Origin of the sequence: Kutzneria chonburiensis, from assembly GCF_028622115.1 — a bacterium.
GTDB classification, from domain to species: Bacteria; Actinomycetota; Actinomycetes; order Mycobacteriales; family Pseudonocardiaceae; genus Kutzneria; species Kutzneria chonburiensis.
Map to the genome: position 1 here is coordinate 1,692,120 of NZ_CP097263.1, position 19,136 is coordinate 1,711,255.

General features: G+C 69.8%; 9 protein-coding genes, 1 tRNA gene and 1 pseudogene. 6 read left to right on the forward strand and 5 right to left on the reverse strand.

Annotation, left to right across the window (positions count from 1 at the left end; all coding sequences use genetic code 11):
• The first annotated feature begins 96 nt into the window (after positions 1-96).
• Complete coding sequence (locus tag M3Q35_RS07855; RefSeq protein ID WP_273940987.1) at positions 97-1,077, forward strand: GlxA family transcriptional regulator; 981 nt, start codon at positions 97-99, stop codon at positions 1,075-1,077.
• A 49-nt stretch (positions 1,078-1,126) separates the two neighbouring features.
• On the opposite strand, the gene M3Q35_RS07860 is transcribed toward M3Q35_RS07855, so the two are convergent.
• Genes M3Q35_RS07860 through lanL form a run of 3 tightly spaced genes read right to left on the reverse strand, consistent with a single transcriptional unit; the run spans position 1,127 to position 5,426 of the window.
• Positions 1,127-1,297 (reverse strand): hypothetical protein, encoded by a 171-nt coding sequence (locus M3Q35_RS07860; RefSeq protein ID WP_273940988.1) that lies wholly within the window; start codon positions 1,295-1,297, stop codon positions 1,127-1,129.
• Complete coding sequence (locus M3Q35_RS07865) at positions 1,294-2,928, reverse strand: S9 family peptidase (RefSeq protein WP_273940989.1); 1,635 nt, start codon at positions 2,926-2,928, stop codon at positions 1,294-1,296. Before M3Q35_RS07865 ends, M3Q35_RS07860 begins: the two co-directional genes overlap by 4 nt.
• Positions 2,928-5,426 carry a class IV lanthionine synthetase LanL gene (lanL, locus tag M3Q35_RS07870; RefSeq protein ID WP_273940990.1) on the reverse strand — a complete coding sequence of 833 codons (2,499 nt, stop codon included), beginning with the start codon at positions 5,424-5,426 and terminating at the stop codon, positions 2,928-2,930. Before lanL ends, M3Q35_RS07865 begins: the two co-directional genes overlap by 1 nt.
• Positions 5,427-5,776: 350 nt before the next feature.
• On the opposite strand from lanL, the pseudogene M3Q35_RS07875 reads away from it, so the two are divergent.
• A pseudogene (locus tag M3Q35_RS07875) lies at positions 5,777-5,863 on the forward strand (carboxylesterase family protein); the annotation flags it as partial.
• Between the two features lie 118 nt (positions 5,864-5,981).
• Here the strand turns inward: M3Q35_RS07875 and M3Q35_RS07880 are convergent.
• Positions 5,982-6,563: a CGNR zinc finger domain-containing protein gene (locus M3Q35_RS07880; RefSeq protein ID WP_273940991.1), complete on the reverse strand. Its 582-nt coding sequence runs from the start codon at positions 6,561-6,563 to the stop codon at positions 5,982-5,984.
• A gap of 109 nt (positions 6,564-6,672) precedes the next feature.
• Here M3Q35_RS07880 and M3Q35_RS07885 point away from each other — a divergent pair, with 109 nt between their 5' ends.
• The 4 genes from M3Q35_RS07885 to M3Q35_RS07900 all read left to right on the forward strand — a co-directional run bounded on the left by M3Q35_RS07885 (position 6,673) and on the right by M3Q35_RS07900 (position 9,365).
• Complete coding sequence (locus tag M3Q35_RS07885; RefSeq protein WP_273940992.1) at positions 6,673-7,410, forward strand: type 1 glutamine amidotransferase domain-containing protein; 738 nt, start codon at positions 6,673-6,675, stop codon at positions 7,408-7,410.
• Between the two features lie 85 nt (positions 7,411-7,495).
• The gene (locus tag M3Q35_RS07890) at positions 7,496-8,113 is read left to right on the forward strand and encodes an MBL fold metallo-hydrolase (RefSeq protein ID WP_273940993.1); all 618 of its coding nucleotides are present in this window, start codon (positions 7,496-7,498) and stop codon (positions 8,111-8,113) included.
• 347 nt (positions 8,114-8,460) lie between these two features.
• Positions 8,461-9,126 (forward strand): SanA/YdcF family protein, encoded by a 666-nt coding sequence (locus M3Q35_RS07895; protein ID WP_273940994.1) that lies wholly within the window; start codon positions 8,461-8,463, stop codon positions 9,124-9,126.
• Between the two features lie 157 nt (positions 9,127-9,283).
• Positions 9,284-9,365, forward strand: a tRNA-Leu gene (locus tag M3Q35_RS07900).
• 703 nt (positions 9,366-10,068) lie between these two features.
• Here M3Q35_RS07900 and M3Q35_RS07905 read toward each other — a convergent pair.
• Positions 10,069-19,134, reverse strand: coding sequence for a non-ribosomal peptide synthetase/type I polyketide synthase (locus M3Q35_RS07905; RefSeq protein ID WP_273940995.1), 9,066 nt, complete (start codon positions 19,132-19,134; stop codon positions 10,069-10,071).
• Positions 19,135-19,136 lie beyond the last annotated feature (2 nt).

Below are 19,136 nucleotides of genomic sequence, written 5' to 3' on the forward strand. Positions count from 1 at the left end.
GCATGCCGCTGTCCGGTTGTCCGGTGCCGCTGTCCGTCAGCCACGAATCCCACCGATGAGGACATATTCCCGCTGAGCGGTGACGGTGTGCTACGAATGACTGTGCCCGTGAGTCAGCGTCTCATCGTCTTCCTCGTCTACGACGGGGTGACCCTGCTCGACGTCGCCGGTCCGGCTGAGGTGTTCAAGGAGGCGAACCGGTACGGCGCCGACTACCGGATCGCGCTGGTGTCGCCGACCGGCGACGGCGTCACGTCCAATCTCGGGTTCGGGATCTCGGTCGACGGCGCCGTCGGCGACCTCGAGCCGGACACCTACCTGGTCCCCGGCTCCGCCCGCTTTCCGCGCACGCCCATGCCCGGTGAGCTGGCCGACGCCGCCAAGGTGCCGGCCGCGAAAGCCCGGCGCATCGCGTCCATCTGTACTGGCGCGTTCATTCTCGCCGCCGCCGGCCTGCTCGCCGGCAAGCGCGCCACCACCCACTGGAAGGTCACCCGCGAGCTCGCCGCGCGCTGTCCCACCTGCCACGTCGAGCCCGACGCCATCTACGTCCGCGACGGCTCGACCTACAGCTCGGCCGGCATCACCGCCGGCATCGACCTCGCCCTTGCCCTGGTCGAGGAGGACCACGGGCCCGACCTCACCCGGGACGTCGCCCGCGGCCTGGTCGTCTACCTCCAGCGGTCCGGCGGCCAGTCCCAGTTCTCCGCACCGCTCCAGGGCCCGCCGCCGCGGTCGCCCGCACTGCGCTCCATCACCGACCTCGTCACCGCCAACCCTCAGGGCGACCATTCGTTGCCGGCACTGGCCAAACACCTCAACATGAGCACTCGTCATCTTGGCCGGCTGTTCCAGGAGGAGCTGGACACCACGCCGGCCCGGTACGTCGAGAACATCCGGTTCGACCTGGCCCGGGCCCTGCTCGACGGGGGCCACAACGCCACCGAGGCCGCCGCCCTGGCCGGCTTTCCCAGTTACGAGAGCATGCGCCGGGTCTTCGGCCGCAAGCTGTCCCTCAGCCCCACCGCCTACCAGCGCCGCTTCGGCACCGCCCGCCGAGCGGAAGTCGGCCGGTGACTCGGTGCGGGGTCCCCGCCGCGCCGGCGCGGCGGGGACCCGGTGTCGATCAGAAGTCGATCGACAGGTGCGTGCAGCAACAGGTGATGTTGCCCGTGCTGCACCGCCCCTGCTTCGGGCCGAGCACGACGTCACCTTCGAACGCCGGGTTGGTCTCCGGCAGTCGCTGCAACTCGGCGATGTCGACGGTCAGCCGCAGCTCCTCGGTGCGAACGCTCATGGATGTTCACCTCCCTCGCTTGACTCGGGATCGGGTGGCTCGGTGAGGAAGGCGACGATCTCGGCCGCGGCGTGCGGGTCGTCGGCCGGCTCGTGGCCGTGGTCGCGGATCTCGACGTAGCGGAAGTCCTTGCCCAGTCGGCGAAGCCGGCTGGCCAGCGTCCGGGAATGGCTGACGGGAATGACGTCGTCCTCGGTGCCGTGCACGATCAGCAGCGGTGCCTTGATGTCTCCGCACGCCTCCAGCGCGTCCCGGTTCGACGAGCCGGCGATGCTGTCGAGCAGCGCCCGGACGCCGGGCCCGCCGTCGGCGTGCAGACGGCGGGGCGAAAGGAACGGGGCCAGCACGGCACAGCGGTCCAGTGGTACCTGGGCGGCCGCTAGCAGTGCTAGGTAACCGCCGTAGCTCTCGCCGAGCAGGCGCAGCGGCGGCAGGCCGCGGCGGTCCCGATAACGCCGGAGGTCGGTCACGATCTTGGTGACGTCCTCGAGGTCAGGGCCGCCCAGGTCGCCGATGATCGCGTTGGTGTGGGCGCTGCCGTAGCCCGTGCTGCCGCGCTGGTTCGGGGCGACGATCGCGGTGCCGGTGGCGGCGATCTGGTGCAGCAGCGGTGAATACTCGTGCAGCCAGGCCAGGAACGGACCGCCGTGCAGGGCCAGCACCAGGCGCGGATTGTCCCGCCAGTCGGGGCCGCCGTGGACGATGGCCTCAATCTCGCCGAGTTTCTCAACGTGAGCCGGGGAGTCCTGATTGGACAGGCGGTCGAGATCGACGATGCGTGGTGGGCCGGCCGGTGTGGAGAATACGAAGGACACGCCGTCGGACGTCCAGCGGGCCGGCGTCCGGACAACGCCGGGCGGCAGGTCCAGCGGAGTCACCGTGTCCTCGTCCAAGTCGTAGTAGCCCAGTGTCGAGCGCACGCCGTCGAGCCGGTGCACCAGAAGTCGGTCGCCGGTTGGGCTGACCGCCAGCGGCCGCATCGGCTCACCACCGGGATTGAGCGCCGCAGGGAACCGCAAGTCGGAGCCGATCCGCGTCCAGCCGGTCCGACCGGACACCTCGACCACCACCAACCCCGTGTCGGCGTGAGTGATCAGCACGCTGCCGGCGGCGAGCAGCGTTGAATGCGAGCCGTCGGCCAGGTCGATCGCCACTACCTCACGCGGGCCGCCGACGATGTCGCACCGATCCGCGGCCAGCAGCCCCCAGTCGGGTTCCAGCGGCAGAACCGTGTGCACCAGACCGGGAATCGATGCCACACGCTCGATCAGCGCCGGCTCCTCGGCGCGGAATCGCCAGACTTCCGTGGTGTCCGGGGTGTGCACGATGGCCAGGCCAGGGCGGTCGGGGCTCGGCGCGCGTAGGAACCGAAAGCCGGTCGGCACGTCCAGACGCGCGGGCGGCTCGTCGCCGTAGAAGACTCGCACGACCGGATCAGCGCTGTCGTACACCAAAATGCGGCCGTCGCGCATGGGCAGCATCTGCGGATGCTTTGCGCGGCACAGCATCCTACCCGGCTGCCAGCCGCCGTCGCCGCGCGTCCACGTCTCCAGATGCGGCCCCAGCTCCGGCGTGCTGGCCAGGCAGATGGCATGTCGCGCATCCACGTCGATACGGAAGTCCAGGCGCATCAAGGCATCCACCGCCGAGGACCGCCGTGGGCCAGCCGATGCAGGAACGCGACCCAGCCGGCCACACCGACCGCGTAGTCGGCCCCGAATTCGATCATCGTCTCGTCTGGGGCGAGCAGCCGGCCGTCCTGCTCGGCCGCACGGGCGGCGATCGCGTCGGCCAGGTCAACCGCCTGGTGGCGAAAGGAGTCGTCGCCGGTGGCCTCGGCGAGGTCGAGCAGCAATTCGCCGCCGCCAGCCAGGCCGTGGCAGATCGATGTGCCAAGCCGCCAGCGGCGCGTCCATACCGCCTGCCCGGCCAGCTCGGCCAGCGTGCGAGCGCGTTCGTCGCCGGTGGCCTGCCAGAGCCGGATCAGGAACGCGCCGATACCGGCGGCCCCGCTGCACCAGAATTCCAGTGGCCGCCCGCCCGAGGTCGGTCCGGCGGGCCAGCGCGCGCCGAAACGGTCGACATGCGCGGCGTCGCACAGCATGCGGCCGACGTCCTCGGCCAACCGCACCCACGCCGGCTCGTCGAGCCGGGTGCCGGCGGCCAGGAGGAAAGAGGCGATGCCGGCGGAACCGTGCGCAAAGCCGTAATCGGTGATGCCGGCGAGCAGGGAGTCGAAGGATTCGGGCACGCGCCACAACGGCTCGCCGTCGACCCGATCCACGAGGGTTCGAGCGCAGCGACGGGCCTGCTCGGCGAGTTCTTCGTCGCCAGAGTCCAGCCACAGCGCCAAAGCGCTGGTGCCGGCACCGGCGACGCCATGCGTGACATCGGGATTCGGCCAGTCCGACGGCAGCCGCTTGACCACGTCGATCATGCGCGCGGCCCGGCCGTCATCGCCGAGCCGCTTGGCCGCGTCGTGCAGCGCCCAGGCCGTGCCGGCGGAGCCGAAGTTCAAGCCGGGCAGCACCTTTGTCCGAGCCAGCAGCCGTTTCTCGATCCAGTCGGCAGCTGTGCGCAGGACGTCGGGGGAGACGTCGAGCGAGGTCAGCACGGCAAGCACGCCGCCGGCGCCGTGATGCACGTTCAGGCTGTCGCTGCCGGTGCCCCAGTAGCTCATCGGCCACAGCCGGTCCTCGGCGTCCGGCGTCATCGACGCGACGAGATAGTCGGTGCCGTCGCGCAGCAGCCTCCGCACGTCCGGCCCGAGCGCATCCGGCTCCGGCGCAGCGAGAAACGCCCGTACCTCTTCGATTCCCCACCGTTGGTCGTCGGCCAGCAGCCCCGCGATCAGCGGCTTGGCTCGCCGCGCGCGTTCGTCGTCACGGGCGATGAGGTCCAGCCAGCGGGCCATGCGCGCGCCCCGATCGGGGCCATCCGGCAGCAGCGGGTCCTCGCCCGTGATCATCAGCATCAGGAGCGCCCCGAGCGCGTACAGGTCGACGGCCGGTTCGAGAACCGCGCCGGGACGTTGTTCCGGGGCCAGATAGCCGGGTGTGCCGCTGACCGTCGTGCACACGATGCCTTGCCGCGCGGCAACTTCAAGGTCCAGCAGTACGGGCGTGTCGTCCGCGCGCACCATCACGTTGGTGGAGGACAGATCCCGCAACACGATGCCGGCCGAGTGCACGCGGTCGAGCAGGTCGACGAGCTTGCCGGCCATGCGGGTCATGGTCGCCCACGACATCCGCTCGTGACCGGCGACCCAGCCGCGCAGCGTGACGCCCTGAATCCTTTCCTCCACAAGGAAGTCGTCGCCGCCTTGCTCGAAGTAGGCCAGCGGGGCCGGGCAGACACCGAAGTCCGCCAGCGCCGCTAGCATGTCGGCCTCGTTGCGCAGGCAGTCCCGGGCCAGCTCCACGTGCGCCCTGGCCTGCTTGACGACCACGTCGGCGCCGCCGAGCCGGTCCGTGGCCTCGAAGATGCCGCCCTTGTTGGCGTGCCGAATCGCCTGGCGCACAACAAAACGATCGGCCAGCAGGACCCCGTCGACGTCCTCGGTCGGCACCGGCTCGGGCAGCGGACACTCGGCCCAGACGGGCGGGCTGAACCACGCTTCACGGCGGTCCGGCTCCGGCGTGCCGTCGGGGGCGTGGATGATCTCGACGACCTGGCCGTCGTTGTCCAGCATGCGCTCGCCGACGAACGCGCCGTAGCGGTAGTGCACGATGCTGCCGGCCCGGTACGGCCGGTCGGACAGGATCATCGGGCCGGCCAGGCCGGTCGTGGCCGCGTCCAGTTCGGCCGCCAGCCGGCGGAACTCGTCGTCGTCGGTCGGGTAGACCGTGATGAACTTGCCGGCGCTGCCCCGGGCGAACCGGGCCCCGTTGAGCTCGCCGACGCGGGCCGGGGCATTGGCGAACTTGAACACGCAGCGCGCCGGCAGCAGCACGTCCAGGGACCGGGCCAGCACCTGCGGGGCCGAGGCGACAGTGGCCGACACGTGCAGCTTCCAGCCCTGCCGGCGCAGCTCGCGCTCGTTCGGGCGCAGCTGGCACCACATCTCGGACAGCGAGACCGTCCAGTCGGCCGGCAGGCGGTTCTCGGCCAGCTTGACCAGGTCGGACATCCTTGTCCCCCCTCGGATGCGTGCGCCACCAGGAGCAAGCATCCGCCCGATCCGCGGTCGCGGACCGGAGACCGCGTCTTCGGGCGCACGTTCGGGCGTTGTTGTCCCTGGGCTCTTCCGCGCTATCCGTCCGCCGGGCCGTTGGTCAGCCGATCGGCATGCCGACACGGGCCGTGTTCCACCGCCTTTCGCAGCGTTGACAACGCGGCCGCGAGCTGGTCCACCGACCGGCCGGTCAGCGGCCGCCTCCAGCCGGTCGACCGCCTTGCTGGTCGCGTCGACCGTGATCGCGATCTCCTCGGCGATGTCCTGCACCCGGCACGAGCCGTGCGTGCAGACACGCGGCCCGACGGCGGCGAGGCTTCGCCGGCATCCCGTTCGCCGCGCCGCCGATCGGCGAGCTCAGGTTCCTTCCACCGCAACCACCCGCACCCTGATCGGCGCCGACACCCCCTCGCGTCTCGCCGTCCAGGACGCCCTCGTGCACTCCTTCGCTGCCTTCGTTGCATCTGGCGATCCTGGTTGGGAGGCCCCGTCATGGGAGTTCGGCGGTTCCTAGATGGCGCATTCCTTCTTGCGTTCGCGGTAGGCGCGGGTGGCCATCTGGCCGCTGCACGCGGTGCTGCAGTACAGCGCCGAGGAGTTGCGGGTCTTGTCGAAGAACGCGGTGTAGCAGGTGTCGTTCTTGCACACCTTCACGCGGGCCCACGCGCCTCGCGAGGCGAGGTCGGCGACGGCGCTGAGCAGGTAGGAGAACGACCGGTCGATGCCGGTGCCGGTGGGGTGCAGCTCGCAGCCCTCGGAGGTCACGATGGTGGTGACCGGGAAGCGCGAAGCGGCGCGCTGGAGGTGCGCCTCAGCCGCCGGCACCATGGCCGCGCCCTCATCGCAGCCGACGTGCGCGCGCAGGATGCTCAGCAGGGCATCCCGCAGCTCGCGGGCCGTGGCCGCGTCGGCGTCCGTGGCACCGGGTGTTGAGCCCGCCCCGGCCGCCTCGAACCATTCCGCCACCGCGGGCCCGTCGGCCAGCAGTTCCGCGGGCTGCTTGTGGTGCGGCCGCGAGTTGACGAACCCCACCAGCAGGTCCGAGCTGAGGCACTCCGCCCCGGCCCTCGCCGGGCCCAACGTCACCTTCACGCCCTCGAGTGTAGTCGACGGCCCTGTCATGAGCTAACTCGTTACTCATGTCACAACAGGGCTCGTGGGCTTGCTTCGTGATGACCGTCTGCGGGTAGCGTATGACGGGATGGCAATCCTCAAGGAGAAGAACATGAGCAAGCTGCTGATCATCCTCACGTCCGCGACCAGGTGGAGCCAGAAGGACGGCAGCCAGCGTCCCACCGGCTTCTGGGCGGAGGAGTTCGTTGTGCCGCACCGGATCCTGACCGCGGCCGGGGTCGAGCTGACCATCGCGACGCCGGGCGGCCGTCCGGCACCCGCCGACGAGCTGAGCCTCAGCGCGGCGGCCAACAACGGCAACCAGGCGCACGCCGACGAGATGCGAGCGTACGTCGAGGCTCACCGCGACCTGCTCCAGGCCCCGGCGCGGCTCGAGGACATCGACCCGGCCGAGTTCGACGGTGTGTTGATCCCCGGCGGTCACGGCCCGATGCAGGACTTGGCCGTGAACGCCGACGTCGCGCGGGTGCTGGGCGCGTTGCTGCCCGACCAGACCAAGGTCGTCGCCTCGCTGTGCCACGGCCCGGCCTCGTTCTTCGCCGCCGGCGACGCCGATGGCGCATGGCTGTTCAAGGGCCGCAAGCTCACCGCGTTCACCGACGAGGAGGAGACGCAGGTCGGCCTGGCCGCCAACGCCCCGTGGCTGCTGGAGGAGCGCCTCCGCGGCGCCGGCGCCGTCTACTCTTCGGGGCCGGCTTGGGGCTCGTACGTCGTGGTCGACGGCAACCTGATCACCGGCCAGAACCCCGCGTCCGGCGGCGAGGCCGCCGAGGCGCTGTTGAAGGCCCTGGCCGAGCGCGCCTGATCAGCTACGCGACCGTCCCCGGTCCGCTCCAGCGGAGCGGATCGGGGTTGTGCCGCTCGTCCCGTGGTCGCTCTATGGTGTCTTCGTGATTCGCATCGACCATGCCGTGAGCAGCGGGACGTTCAGCCTGGACGGCGAGACCTTCGACGTCGACAACAACCTCTGGGTCGTCGGTGACGCTTCGGAGTGCATCGTCATCGACGCCCCCCATTCGGTTCCCGACATCCTCGCGTTGGTCGGCGATCGCACCGTCACCGCCATCGTGTGCACCCACGCCCACGATGATCACGTCCGCGTAGCCCCCGCCCTCAGCTCCGCCGTCGGCGCCCCCATCCTTCTGCACCCTGCCGACGAGCCCTTGTGGTCCTTGACGCACGGCTCCACCCGTTGGGATTCCGACCTTTCCGACGGCCAGGTCCTCTCCGTCGCCGGCACTTCGCTTCACGTCTTGCACACCCCCGGCCACGCCCCCGGCGCCGTCTGCCTCTACGCGCCTTCCCTCGGCTGCGTGTTCACCGGCGACACCCTGTTCTCCGGCGGCCCCGGCGCCACCGGCCGTTCGCACAGCTCCTTGCCCATCCTGTTGTCTTCCATCAGGAGCAGGCTCTTCTCTCTACCCGGCGAGACCACCGTCCACACCGGACACGGCCCTTCCACCACCATCGCCGCCGAGCAGGCCCTCTTGGACTCTTCCGCCCAGTAGCCACATCCCATGCCTTCCGCCCCCGGCCCTTCGCGCCCCCGCTTCCTTCACCCCCTGTCGTTTCGGGCTGTCGGCCGCCGCCTTCTCCTGCCGTTTCAGCGTGTCCGAGTGCTTGGCTCCTTGGTCCTTGGGCGTGCCTGCTTCCTTCAGCCCCTGTTCCGGGTTGTTCGCGTGCGTCGCCTCTGGTCGTTTCCGCGTGTCCGCCCGCTTAGCTCTTTGCCCCTCCGGCGCGCCCGTTTCCTTCGTCTCACCGCCCCTCCGGCATCGTTTCGCCTACCGGTCGCCGCCTACTCGCGTCCTCCCCGGTCCGCCCTTCCCTTCGGGCTCTCTCCGCCGGTCGTGCTCACATGAAGCGCTTCCAGCCCCACTTTCGCCGCCGGCTTCCAGCCCCTTGGCTCACCCCCGCTCGACCCCGCCTGCCTTGGCCCGTCCTCCGGGCCGCACTCGTCGCCGTCCTCTTGGCCCTCACGCTCGCCACCGCCAGCGTCGTTTGGACCCGTCTAGCCTCTTCCGGCCACCGCTACGACCTCTCTTCCGCCCCTTCCGCCCCCGTCGCCATCGTCTTCGGCGCCCAGGTAGACACCCCTTTCCTCACCGGCCGGCTCGACGCCACCGTCTCCCTCTTCCGTGCCGGCAAGGTCAACGCCATCCTCGTCTCCGGCAACGCTTCCGGCTCTTCCGGCAACGAGACCTCCGCCATGACCTCCTACCTCTTGGCGCACGGCGTTCCCCCTTCTTCACTCCTCGTCGACCCTCTCGGCCTCACCACCTACGACACCTGCGCCCGCGCCGCCCAGGTCTTCCACCTCCAGCACGTCCTTCTCGTCACCCAGCCCTACCACCTCCCTCGCGCCGTCACTCTCTGCCGCCACCTCGGCCTCTCCGCCGACGGCATCGCCGCCCCTTGCTCGTGCAGCCCCGTCCTCCTCTTCCGGAACCAGTTCCGAGAGCTCTTCGCCGCCGTCCTCGCCCTCCGTGACTCCCTCTGGCCCCGCCCTCCCGCCTCCTCCTGACCCCGTCGCTCGCCCTCGCCTTCGCGCTCCTCCCTCTCACCGCTGGTCACGCCCCCGTACCCACCCTGACCTGCCCAAACCCCGCACCCCACCCCCGATTTGGAATCCATTGAGACGATCATGTAGTCTCTGTCCTGTCAGCAACGCTGACAACCCAGTCCGGGTGGCGGAATGGCAGACGCGCTAGCTTGAGGTGCTAGTGCCCGCAAGGGCGTGGGGGTTCAAGTCCCCCTCGGACACATTCACTACGCGCACGGGTGGTTCAGGTCGACTTTCGGCCGTGACCACCCGTCTTTCGTGGTTGTAGGTCAACTTCACGCCCAGCTGCCGATAGACCTCTAGCTTGTCTGCTGGATCGGCGGTTTGGAGGACGTTCAGCAGACCTCCAAGTGTGTCGACGAGTTCCTTGATCTCTTGGCTGGTCATCCGGCGATTGCGAACCGCATCATGCCCGCTTGTCGGCAGTTTCGCCGTCAATGCCTCCTGCTCACGCTGCACCTCGCGACTCCACGTAGCGACCCAATGCCGGATCGGCACCCGCTTCCAATGCGGCGTGATGGCGAGCCAGCTTCCGGTCGCAGACGGCAAGTGCGCGGCGGACCTCATCGAGTCCCGACTCGATATCGGGCTGAGCCGCTTCCAGTGCAGCCAGAGACTGCTCTATGCGTCCCGGACTGAACGCATTGGCCGACCAGTCCAGGGTCGTCTGTCACGGACCGAACATCATCAACAGCTCGTCCGGCCGGGCGATTCCGCGCTGGTAGCGGGGCCTCACCGAGGCGACCGCGGTATGCGCCGAACCTGGTCAAGTCGACACGGCTACGGTTCCTCACGGGGCTTGCCACGCTGCATCACAGCACGAACTTCCTGGACAGCGAAGGAGGTCGACTGCGCGGCACGGGAAGGACGGCGGTTCCCTTGGATGGACGGTGTCGATTGGCGTCAGACAGTAGTACCGGCCCCTCTGAGCAAAGCAGCGAGGCCGGAAATGGTCGGCTTTCGGAAGAACTCCATCAGCGGGAAGTCCAGGCCGAGGCGATCCCGCACGCGGTCGCGCAGTCGTACGGCCGAAAGTGAATGGCCGCCGAGGTCAAAGAACGAGCTCGTGACGTCCACCGGGCCGCAGTCCAACTCCTCGCACCAAAGGACGTGCAACTGGGCCTCCAGGCCGCCGACAGAGGCGGAGCACTCCGCCTTGCGAGTGGCCGGCTCGGGCAGGCGGTCGCGATCGAGCTTGCCATTGGCACTGACCGGAAGTTCATCTAGCCAGACCCAGCGGCGCGGCACGCTGTAGCCAGGCAGCACGTCGGACAGCGCGGCGGCGAGGTCGGCGACTTCCCGGTCACCGACAACGTAGCCGACGAGTTGGGCCTCGCCGTTGTCGTCCTTTGTCGCCACCACGGCAGCGTCCCGGACACCTTCGATGCCGGTCAGCGCGCGGGTCACCTCGCCAAGCTCGATCCGGAAGCCCCGGACCTTCACTTGGTCATCAGTGCGGCCAAGATACTCCAGAACGCCGTCACGCCACCGAGCCAGATCCCCCGTGCGATACAGCCTCTCGCCAGGGCGTTGCGGATCGGACACGAATGCCGCCGCCGTCTCCGCGGGCCGATTGACGTAGCCGTCGCTGACACAAGCGCCGCCGAGATGGATCTCGCCGACGGAGCCGACCGGCACGGGCCGGCCGCAGTCGTCGAGCAGGCGCACGTGCACCCCGGCGACCGGGCGGCCGATGGGCGGTGCGGGATCCCCCGGCACGACCACCTGTGCGGTGGCGCAGACCGACCCTTCGGTGGGGCCATACATGTTGTGCAGTACGCAGTCGGGGTGGCTGTCGAGGAATGCGCGCAGCGCGGGCGTGGATCCGGTCGCCTCGCCGGCGGAGATGAGCGTACGCAGCGAGGGCAGCGACGGCCGGGTGGCCATCAGGTACTTCAGCGGGGTGAACGGCATGGACAGACGTTGCACGCCGTGCCGCCGGACGGTATCGGCGACGGCCGCCGGGTCGTACCGCGTCTCGTCGTCCATCAGCACGAGCCGGGCTCCGGACGCCAGTGTTACGAAGATCTCGACCACGCTGCCGTCGAACGAGGGCGATGCCCACTGGAGTGTGTCCTCGGGCTCGAATTCGGCCAGGTGCCAACGCACCAGGTTGACCGGCCCGCGGTGTGGCACGAGCACGCCCTTCGGCTGACCGGTGGAGCCCGACGTGTAGATGCAGTACGCAAGACTGTCCGGAGTGGAGGGTGCTGACACAGGTGCGGTCGGCACGTCGTCCAACTCGTCGACCAGCACCGGTGACACGGTTGCGAGCGCGGGCAGGTCGGTGAGCAGGCGTTCGGTCGTGACCACGGCGACAGCCCCGCTGTCGCCAAGCATGAATTCGATGCGGGCCGGTGGCACGGCCGCGTCCAGCGGCAGGTAGCCCGCGCCCGATTTGAGTACACCGACGAGGGCGGCGATCAGCTCCGGGCCGCGGGGCAGGCACACGCCGACCAGCGCGCCGCTGCCGATGCCTCGGGCGGCGAGCACACCGGCAATCCGGTCCGACCGTTCGTCGAGCTGCCGGTACGTCAGTTGCCGGTGGTCGTCGACGATGGCGACGGCGTCGGGCGTCCGCCGGGCCTGGTCGGCGACCAGGTCGTGCAGGCACTGCGTGGGCGCGCCGGCCGGCTCACCCTGCCATTGCGCCAGCAGCGCGCGGTCGGCCGCGGTCAGTGGCAGCGCTGACACCGATTCGGCGGGCCGGGCGATCCCGTGGCGCAGCGCGTGTTCCACGTAGTCCATCAGGCGCTGGACGGTCGAGCCGTCGAACAGGGCCGTGTCGTACTCCACGAGGCAGCGAACGCCGTCCGCGTGCTGCGTCAGGTAGATCATCACGTCCATGGTGGCCCGGTCGCTGGCCACGTCGATCAACTCCGCCGTGACCTCGGGCGCGAACTCGATGCCGGGTTCGGTCTCGAACTCGACGGCGATCTGGAACAGCGGATTGCGCCCGGGATCGCGGACCGGGTTGAGCTCACGCACGAGCTCGTCGAACGAAACCTGCCGATGCTCGTACGCCGCCAGGCTGGACCGCGTGACGCGCGCGGCAAGGTCACCGAAGGCGGGATCGTCGGTGAGGTCCACACGAAGGGGCACCGTGTCGACGAACATGCCGACCACCCCCTCCGCACCGGCCGGGCGACCGCCGTACCCGGTGCCGAACACGATGTCGTGCTGGCCGCTCAATCGGGAGAGGGCGACGCCGAGCGCGGCGAGCAGGAGGCTGAACACCGTCGACCGATGCCGGGCGCCGAACTCGCGCAGGCGTTCGCCGATACCGTGCGCCAACTCGCGGGTGATGCTGGCGCCGACGCCGGACCGCACCGGCGGCCGAGCGCGGTCGGTCGGGAGGATGAGTTCCTGTGCGCCCTCGAGATAGCCATGCCAGAAGGACAAGTCCGTGGCGCGTCGCCCGTCGTCGACCGGAACCGGAGCGGTCAGCTCGGCGGAGATCGGTGGCAGCGGGGCGTCTCTGTAGGCCGCACCCAGGTCCGTGACGAGGATCTGCGTGGACAGCGCGTCGATGACGATGTGGTGCCCGACCAGGAAGAGCAGGTGCCGCTCGGGGCCGAAACGCAGCAGCCTGAGGCGAAGCAAAGGACCATTCGCGAGATCGAACGGCACACGCCCGACTTCGGCCAGCACGGTGGCGAGTGCCATGGTCTCGTCGACGTCGACGCAATCGATGGTCGGGCAGTCGAGTTCGCTCGGCTGCGTGACGAGGCGGGGTTCGCCGTCCACGATCTCGACCACTGCCCGCAAGGCAGGATGACGGTCGATCACGCGACGTAGTGCGGCGTGCAGGGTTTCGAGGTCGAGCGGGCCGTCGAACCGGATCGCCTTGGGTTCGTTGTAGAGCGCCTGGCCGGGGTAGAGCTGGTCGAGGAACCAGATTCGCCGTTGGGCCGGCGTCAGCGCGACGCCCCGCCGCGGGCGGTGCCGCTGCCGCATCGCGTCCAGCAACGGCAGCGAGGCCAGCACCTGTTCGGTGTCGATGCCGAAGTCCACGAAGCAGGCAAATTCGTCCGTGCCCGCGTCAAGCAACCGGCCGATCACCTCGGCACAGGAGTCAGGGGTGCCGATCAACGCCCGTGACTCGCAGTAGCGCTGGTAGGCCCGGCGCAGCATGAAGTCCACGTCGCCGTCGGCCGTCGCGGCAAGGTCGATGTCGAGGCCGAGGCTGTTGGTGACCTGGTTGAACAGTGACATCGACGAGCGCAGATAGTCGCAGAACGGGCGGAAGGCGGTTTCTCTCGTGGCGTCGAGGTCGTCACCGACGAACGTGTGCAGCAGCACGACGACTCGGCCGGCTTCGGGGTCGAGGCCGTGTTCGGCGCGGGTTTTCCGGTACAGGGCGATGTTCTCGGCGAGTTGCTCGACCGTCTGAGCCATGAGGTTCGTGACGACGCCGAGGTCGTTCTCGGCGGCCTGCCGGTAGCTGTCAGGATTGCCGACCACCGCGACGTACAGCGGTGGCCGATCTTGGATGGGCCGCGGCTGCGTGCGCAGCGCCACCTGTTTGCCGTCACCTGTGGTCGTCGTGACCTCGCCGCCGGCCCAGAGGGTTCGGACGGTCTCCAGCTGGCTGTACACGAGTTCCCGGTGACGGCCGTAGTTCTCCGGCGCGAGCGCGAAATCGTTGGCGTGCCAGCCGCTTGCCACGCACAGGCCCGCGCGGCCGTGCGAGATGTTGTCCACCACGGCCCACTCTTCGGCCACGCGGAACGGATTGTGCAACGGCAGGACCACGGAGCCCGCGTGTAGACGCACCCGCTCCGTTCGAGCCGCCAGCGCGGCCGCCAGCACCGACGGATTCGGGAAGAGCGCCCCGAAGGAGTGGAAGTGCCGCTCTGGCAGCCACAACGCGTGGAAGTCGTGTCGGTCGGCGAAGGCCGCGGCTTCGTCGATCAGACGGTACTTGTCCGTCGCGGCCGTGTCCGGATAGTCGCCGAAGAAGTACAGGCTGAAGTCGACCCCGCTGCGGGGAACGGATCCATTCCAGGGCAACGGTTCTCGCGTGGATTTTACCGTCACCTGAGGACGATGTGGTTCGGCCTCCTGCCGCGCGGGGACCGGTGGTTCGACCAGGTGGACCGCGTTTTCCCGGGCGAGCAGACCGAGTTGGCCGCGCATCAGGTCGGCGAGCTGTTCAGCCACGGACAGTTGACGCTCGACCAGATGCCGGACGACATCCGATGCCCCGCCGCGGAGGGAGGTGGTGGTGACCACTGCCGGTGGCGCCGGCGGGACCTCGAGCGGACTGGTCGAGGCGGCCGGGACGACGACGGATGCAAGGTGAGCGGGCGAAGCCGCGGCGGTGGGGGCAGGAAGCAGCGCTGCCAGCTTTCGTGGAGTGTCCACCTCGGCGAACAGGTCCCGGACGGGGATCTGGACGCCGTGCCGGTCGGCCACACCGCGCACCAGAGCCATCATCGACAGGGAATCGGCGCCCTGCTCCAGGAAGGTCCGGTCCGGGGCCACCTCGGTGGCGGGGATGCCGAGGCGGTGGCCGACCAGGGCCTGCACCTCGGCGAGGGCGAAGTCGTTCATCGGCGTGGCCTCGCTGACTGGAGGGAAAGGCTTGGTGTGGAACGGATACGTGGGCAATGGGAGGCGGCGGCCACCGGTGGCGAGTGGATGCCAGGTGACAGGGAAACCCGCCTCGTACAGGTCGGCGAGCGCGGGCAGGACCTGGTGAGAGCCCGAGCGGCGTTGGGTGGCGTGCCAGACAGTGCCGGGTAGGGCTTGACGGCCGAGGGAAGCCACACCGCCATCGGGGCCCAGGTCGAGGAAACGCTGAGCACCCAGGCGGACCGTGGTGGCGAGCGCGAGATCGAAGCGGACGGGTCGGCGGGCGTGCTGGACAAGGTGGTCGGGTGTGAGCAGGGCACCCGTGGGAAGGACCGCGCCGTCGAGTGAGCTGACCACAGGGATCTTCAGTGGGCACAGCGACAGTTTCGAGGCGGCGCGGCGGAGATCGGGTAGCACGGGGTCCATCAGACTGCTGTGGTACGCGCGGTCGACGGAAAGACGCCGCCAGCGGATGTCCTCGCGGTCGAGCAGGGTGATGGCAGCGTCCATGGTTTCCGGTGCGCCGCACAGGACGTGACGGTCGTTGCCGTTGACGGCAGCGATCTCGGCGCCAGAGCGGTCGGCGATGTGGCGTGCGGTGTTTGCGTCGGCGAGGACGGCGATCATGCCGCCGGCGGCGGTCGACGCCATGAGCTCGCAGCGCCTGGTCACGAAGCGCAGGCCGTCCTCGTAGGAGAAGGCGCCGGCCACGCACAGTGCGGCCAGTTCGCCGATGCTGTGGCCCACGACCATGGTGGGTTCGATCCCGAACGAATGCCACACCCGGGCCTGGGCCACCTGAAGTGCGAACTGCGCGACCTGGGCGGAGCCGGGACGGTCCAGGAGTTCGCGGACGGCAGGGAAATCGGCCCGGAGCATGTCGGCCATACCGGGGTACGACCCGCCCTGGCCGGAGAACGCGAACACCAGGGCGGTCGCCGGCGATGGCTCGGCGACGGGGCGCGTTCGCAGCGCGGCGGCCAGGTCGCGGGCGGACTCGCCGACCACGGCCACGCGGTGGGCGTGATGGGCACGGCCCAGGCCCAGGGTGGTGACGAGGTCAGCCGGAACAAGGGTGGGGTGGGCATCGAGGTGATCGGCCACGCGGACCACCAGACGGGCCAGGCTGTCGGGGTTCTTGGCTGACAGCGGCAGCACGACGGCTCGCGGCGGGACGGCATCCCGCTGCGGCGGGGCCTGTTCGAGCACCACGTGGGCATTGGTGCCGCCAACGCCGAAGGCGCTGACACCGGCCCGCCGGGGGCCGGTACACACCCATGGCTGCCGTGCGACGGCCGGTGTGAACGGGCTTCCTTCGAGGCCCAGATCCGGATTCGGGGTGTGGAAGTTGAGCGTGGGCACGATCTCACCGTGCCGAAGCATCAACACCGTTTTGATCAAGCCGGCCATGCCGGCGCACGTGTCGAGGTGCCCGATGTTGGGCTTCACGGAGCCGATCGCGCAGAAGCCCGTGCCCGGGGCGTTGCCGAAGGCCTCGCGCAGGGCGCTGAGCTCGATGGGATCGCCGAGCCTGGTGCCGGTGCCGTGCGCCTCGACGTAGCTGATGCTGTCGGCGGCGACACCGGCTCGGCGATGTGCGGCGCGCACGACGGCCGCCTGCCCGGCGACACCAGGAGCGGTGAAGCCGACCTTGCTGGCACCGTCGTTGTTCACAGCGCTGCCCAGGATCACGGCGTGCACGGTGTCGCCGTCGGCGATTGCCTGGTCCAGCCGCTTCAACAACACCGCGGCGACCCCGTTGCCGCCAACCGTGCCGTCGGCGTCCGCGTCAAAGGTCCGGCAGCGGCCCGACTCTGACAGGATGGAGCCGGGCTCGTGCCGATAGCCGCGCTCCTGTGGCACCCGCACGGCCGCGGCGCCGGCCAGCGCCAGGTCGGCGTCGCCGGTCAGCAGCGCCTGAACGGCGAGGTGCACGGCGACGAGCGAGGTCGAACACGCTGTCTGCACGCCGATGGCCGGCCCGGTCAGGCCGAGTCGGTACGCCACACGCGAGGCCAGGAAGTCCGGCTCGCCGCCGATCGCCGCTTGCATCGCGTGCTCCGCGTCGAAGGCGGGACCGACGCCGTCCTGATGTCCGTAGAGTTGCATGCCGGAACCGGCGAAGACCCCGATCCGGCCGTCGAAGCCGGCCGGGTAGCCGCCGTGCTCGAGGGCGTGGTGGCAGCACTGAAGAAACAGCCGATGAGCCGGGGCGGTCAGCTCGGCCTCGCGTGGACTGACGCCGAAGAACTCAGCGTCAAATCCCGTCACGTCGTCGAGCACGCCGGCGACCGGCCGGAAGCCGGCCGCCTCGGTGACCGCGACCGGCACGCCCGCGTCGGCGAGTTCCCCTGCGGTGAACACCCGCACGCTGTCGACGCCGTGGCGCAGGTTCGCCCAGAACTCGTCGATGTTGTCGGCCCCGGGGAAGCGGGCGGCCATACCGATGATCGCGATTCGGTCGTCTGCCGCGGTGTCGGTATCCGACCGGTCTTCCACGGGGCGGTCGCCGACCAGATGGGCGGCGAGAGCAGCAACGGTTGGATGCTCGAACAACACCGTGGGACCGACCGGCATCCCCAGCTCCTTGGCCAGCCTGACCCGGGCCTGGCTCAAGGTCACGGACGTGAGCCCAAGCTCGTAGAACGGTGTGTGGTCGTCGACGTCGGCGCCGACCAGGTCACGCACCACGGCCCGCACCGTGTCGAGGGGGTTGGCCGGCAGATCGTATTCGCCGGCGAGCAATCGCTCCCGCAGTTCGACCCGTCTCACCTTTCCACTGCTGGTACGTGGAAACTCCGTGTCCGGCAGCACGATGACCCGAGATGCCGTCAGCCGCAACCGGTCGAACACGGCCGCCTTCACCTCGGCCGCGATGGCGCGGCCCGCCACCACGAACACCACGAGCCGCTCGGTGCCGTGCTGGTCGTCGGGCACCCCGACCGCGGCGGCGGCCGTCACACCGGGCACTGTGCCCGCGACGGCCTCGATCTCGTGGCAGTAGTGGTTGTGGCCGTTGAGGATGACGATGTCCTTGGCCCGTCCGGTGATCACCACCTCACCATCGGCGATGTAGGCCAGGTCGCCGGTGTCCAGCCAGCCGTCTACAAAGGACGAACCGGTCGCCGCCGGGTCCTCGGCATAACCGGGTGTGATCCGATTGCCGCGCACCTGAAGCCGGCCGATGTGCCATTCCGGCCGTACCGCACCGGCCTGGTCGGTCACGCGGACCTCGGCCCCGGGCGCCGGGCGGCCGACGCTGACGAAGGTCAGGGCGTCCTGCTCCGCGACGCCCGGATCGGCCTGTCGGAGCCGACCGGCCAGGCTGGACTTCAGCACGGTGTGCCAGCCCCGGTCGGCGGTGAGCCGGCCCCAGGTGATGCCGGTTGTCGTCTCCGCCATGCCCCAGGCCGGCCGGAACGCGTCCGACGGCACGCCGAATTGTGTGGTCGCGGCCAGGAATCGGGCCACCGCCGGCCGCGTGATCTGCTCGCCGCCGGACACCAGCGTACGCAGACAGGTCAGGTCCCAGCTGCGTCCCGGTTCGGCCGCCAGGGCGTCGGACACCAGTTGGTAGCCGAACATCGGAGCCCAGGTGTGGTTCGCGCGGTGTTCGGCCACGAGGTCGAGCCAGCGCAGCGGCTCGCCGAGCACCAGGTCGGTCGGCGTCTGCACGTTGTCACAGCCGACGAACACCTCCAGCACGTGGTACAGCAGGAATGAGCCGCTGTTGTCCACGGGCAGCCAGTTCAGGCTGGTGTCCGACGGCGTGATGCCGAGCTCACGCCTGGTCCCGGCGGCGAATTCCGCGAGCGCCCGGTGTGTCAGCTGCACGGCCTTGGCCGCTCCTGTGCTGCCCGAGGACAGCATCAGCACAGCGGTGTCGTCTTCGGACGGTCGGTGCAGCGGCTCGTCCGGGTCGCCGTCAAGGCAGGCGATGTCCTGTGCCCGATCACCCACGGTCTCCGGCAGGGCGTCCACTCCGTGGGCGTCGGTCACGACAATCGGCCGCCGCAGCAACTCCCATGTGTCCACCACGCGGCTGACGACCGGACCCGTCCGCGACGACGGCACTGGATCCGCGATCGCAACCGGCTTGGCCCCGCCGAGCACGCATGCCCAGAACGCCGGGAAGAAGTCCGCCAGCGGAAGGCCTTGCAGCAGGACGTGATCACCACGGAGCACCCCGGCCGCTCGCAAGCCACCGAGCAGTCGTCGGGACCGGGACAGGAGGTCCCGATAAGGCAACCGAGTCGAGCTGCCGTCGGCGTTCACCGTCACGACGCCGTTCTCCGGAAACTCCTGGGCGGCCCGCAGCAGCGCGGCCACCGCGTCGCGAGGCTCGTCGGCGGCGAGGACCAGCCGCGGCCCACGGCTGAGTGCGAGTGGCATCA

Excerpts from the sequence above, each read along its gene's own strand:
- M3Q35_RS07855 (WP_273940987.1), top strand. The coding sequence starts at position 97 with ATGACTGTGCCCGTGAGTCAGCGTCTCATCGTCTTCCTCGTCTACGAC.
- M3Q35_RS07860 (WP_273940988.1), bottom strand. The coding sequence starts at position 1,297 with ATGAGCGTTCGCACCGAGGAGCTGCGGCTGACCGTCGACATCGCCGAG.
- M3Q35_RS07865 (WP_273940989.1), bottom strand. The coding sequence starts at position 2,928 with ATGCGCCTGGACTTCCGTATCGACGTGGATGCGCGACATGCCATCTGC.
- lanL (WP_273940990.1), bottom strand. The coding sequence starts at position 5,426 with ATGTCCGACCTGGTCAAGCTGGCCGAGAACCGCCTGCCGGCCGACTGG.
- M3Q35_RS07885 (WP_273940992.1), top strand. The coding sequence starts at position 6,673 with ATGGCAATCCTCAAGGAGAAGAACATGAGCAAGCTGCTGATCATCCTC.
- M3Q35_RS07895 (WP_273940994.1), top strand. The coding sequence starts at position 8,461 with ATGAAGCGCTTCCAGCCCCACTTTCGCCGCCGGCTTCCAGCCCCTTGG.
- M3Q35_RS07905 (WP_273940995.1), bottom strand. The coding sequence starts at position 19,134 with ATGCCACTCGCACTCAGCCGTGGGCCGCGGCTGGTCCTCGCCGCCGAC.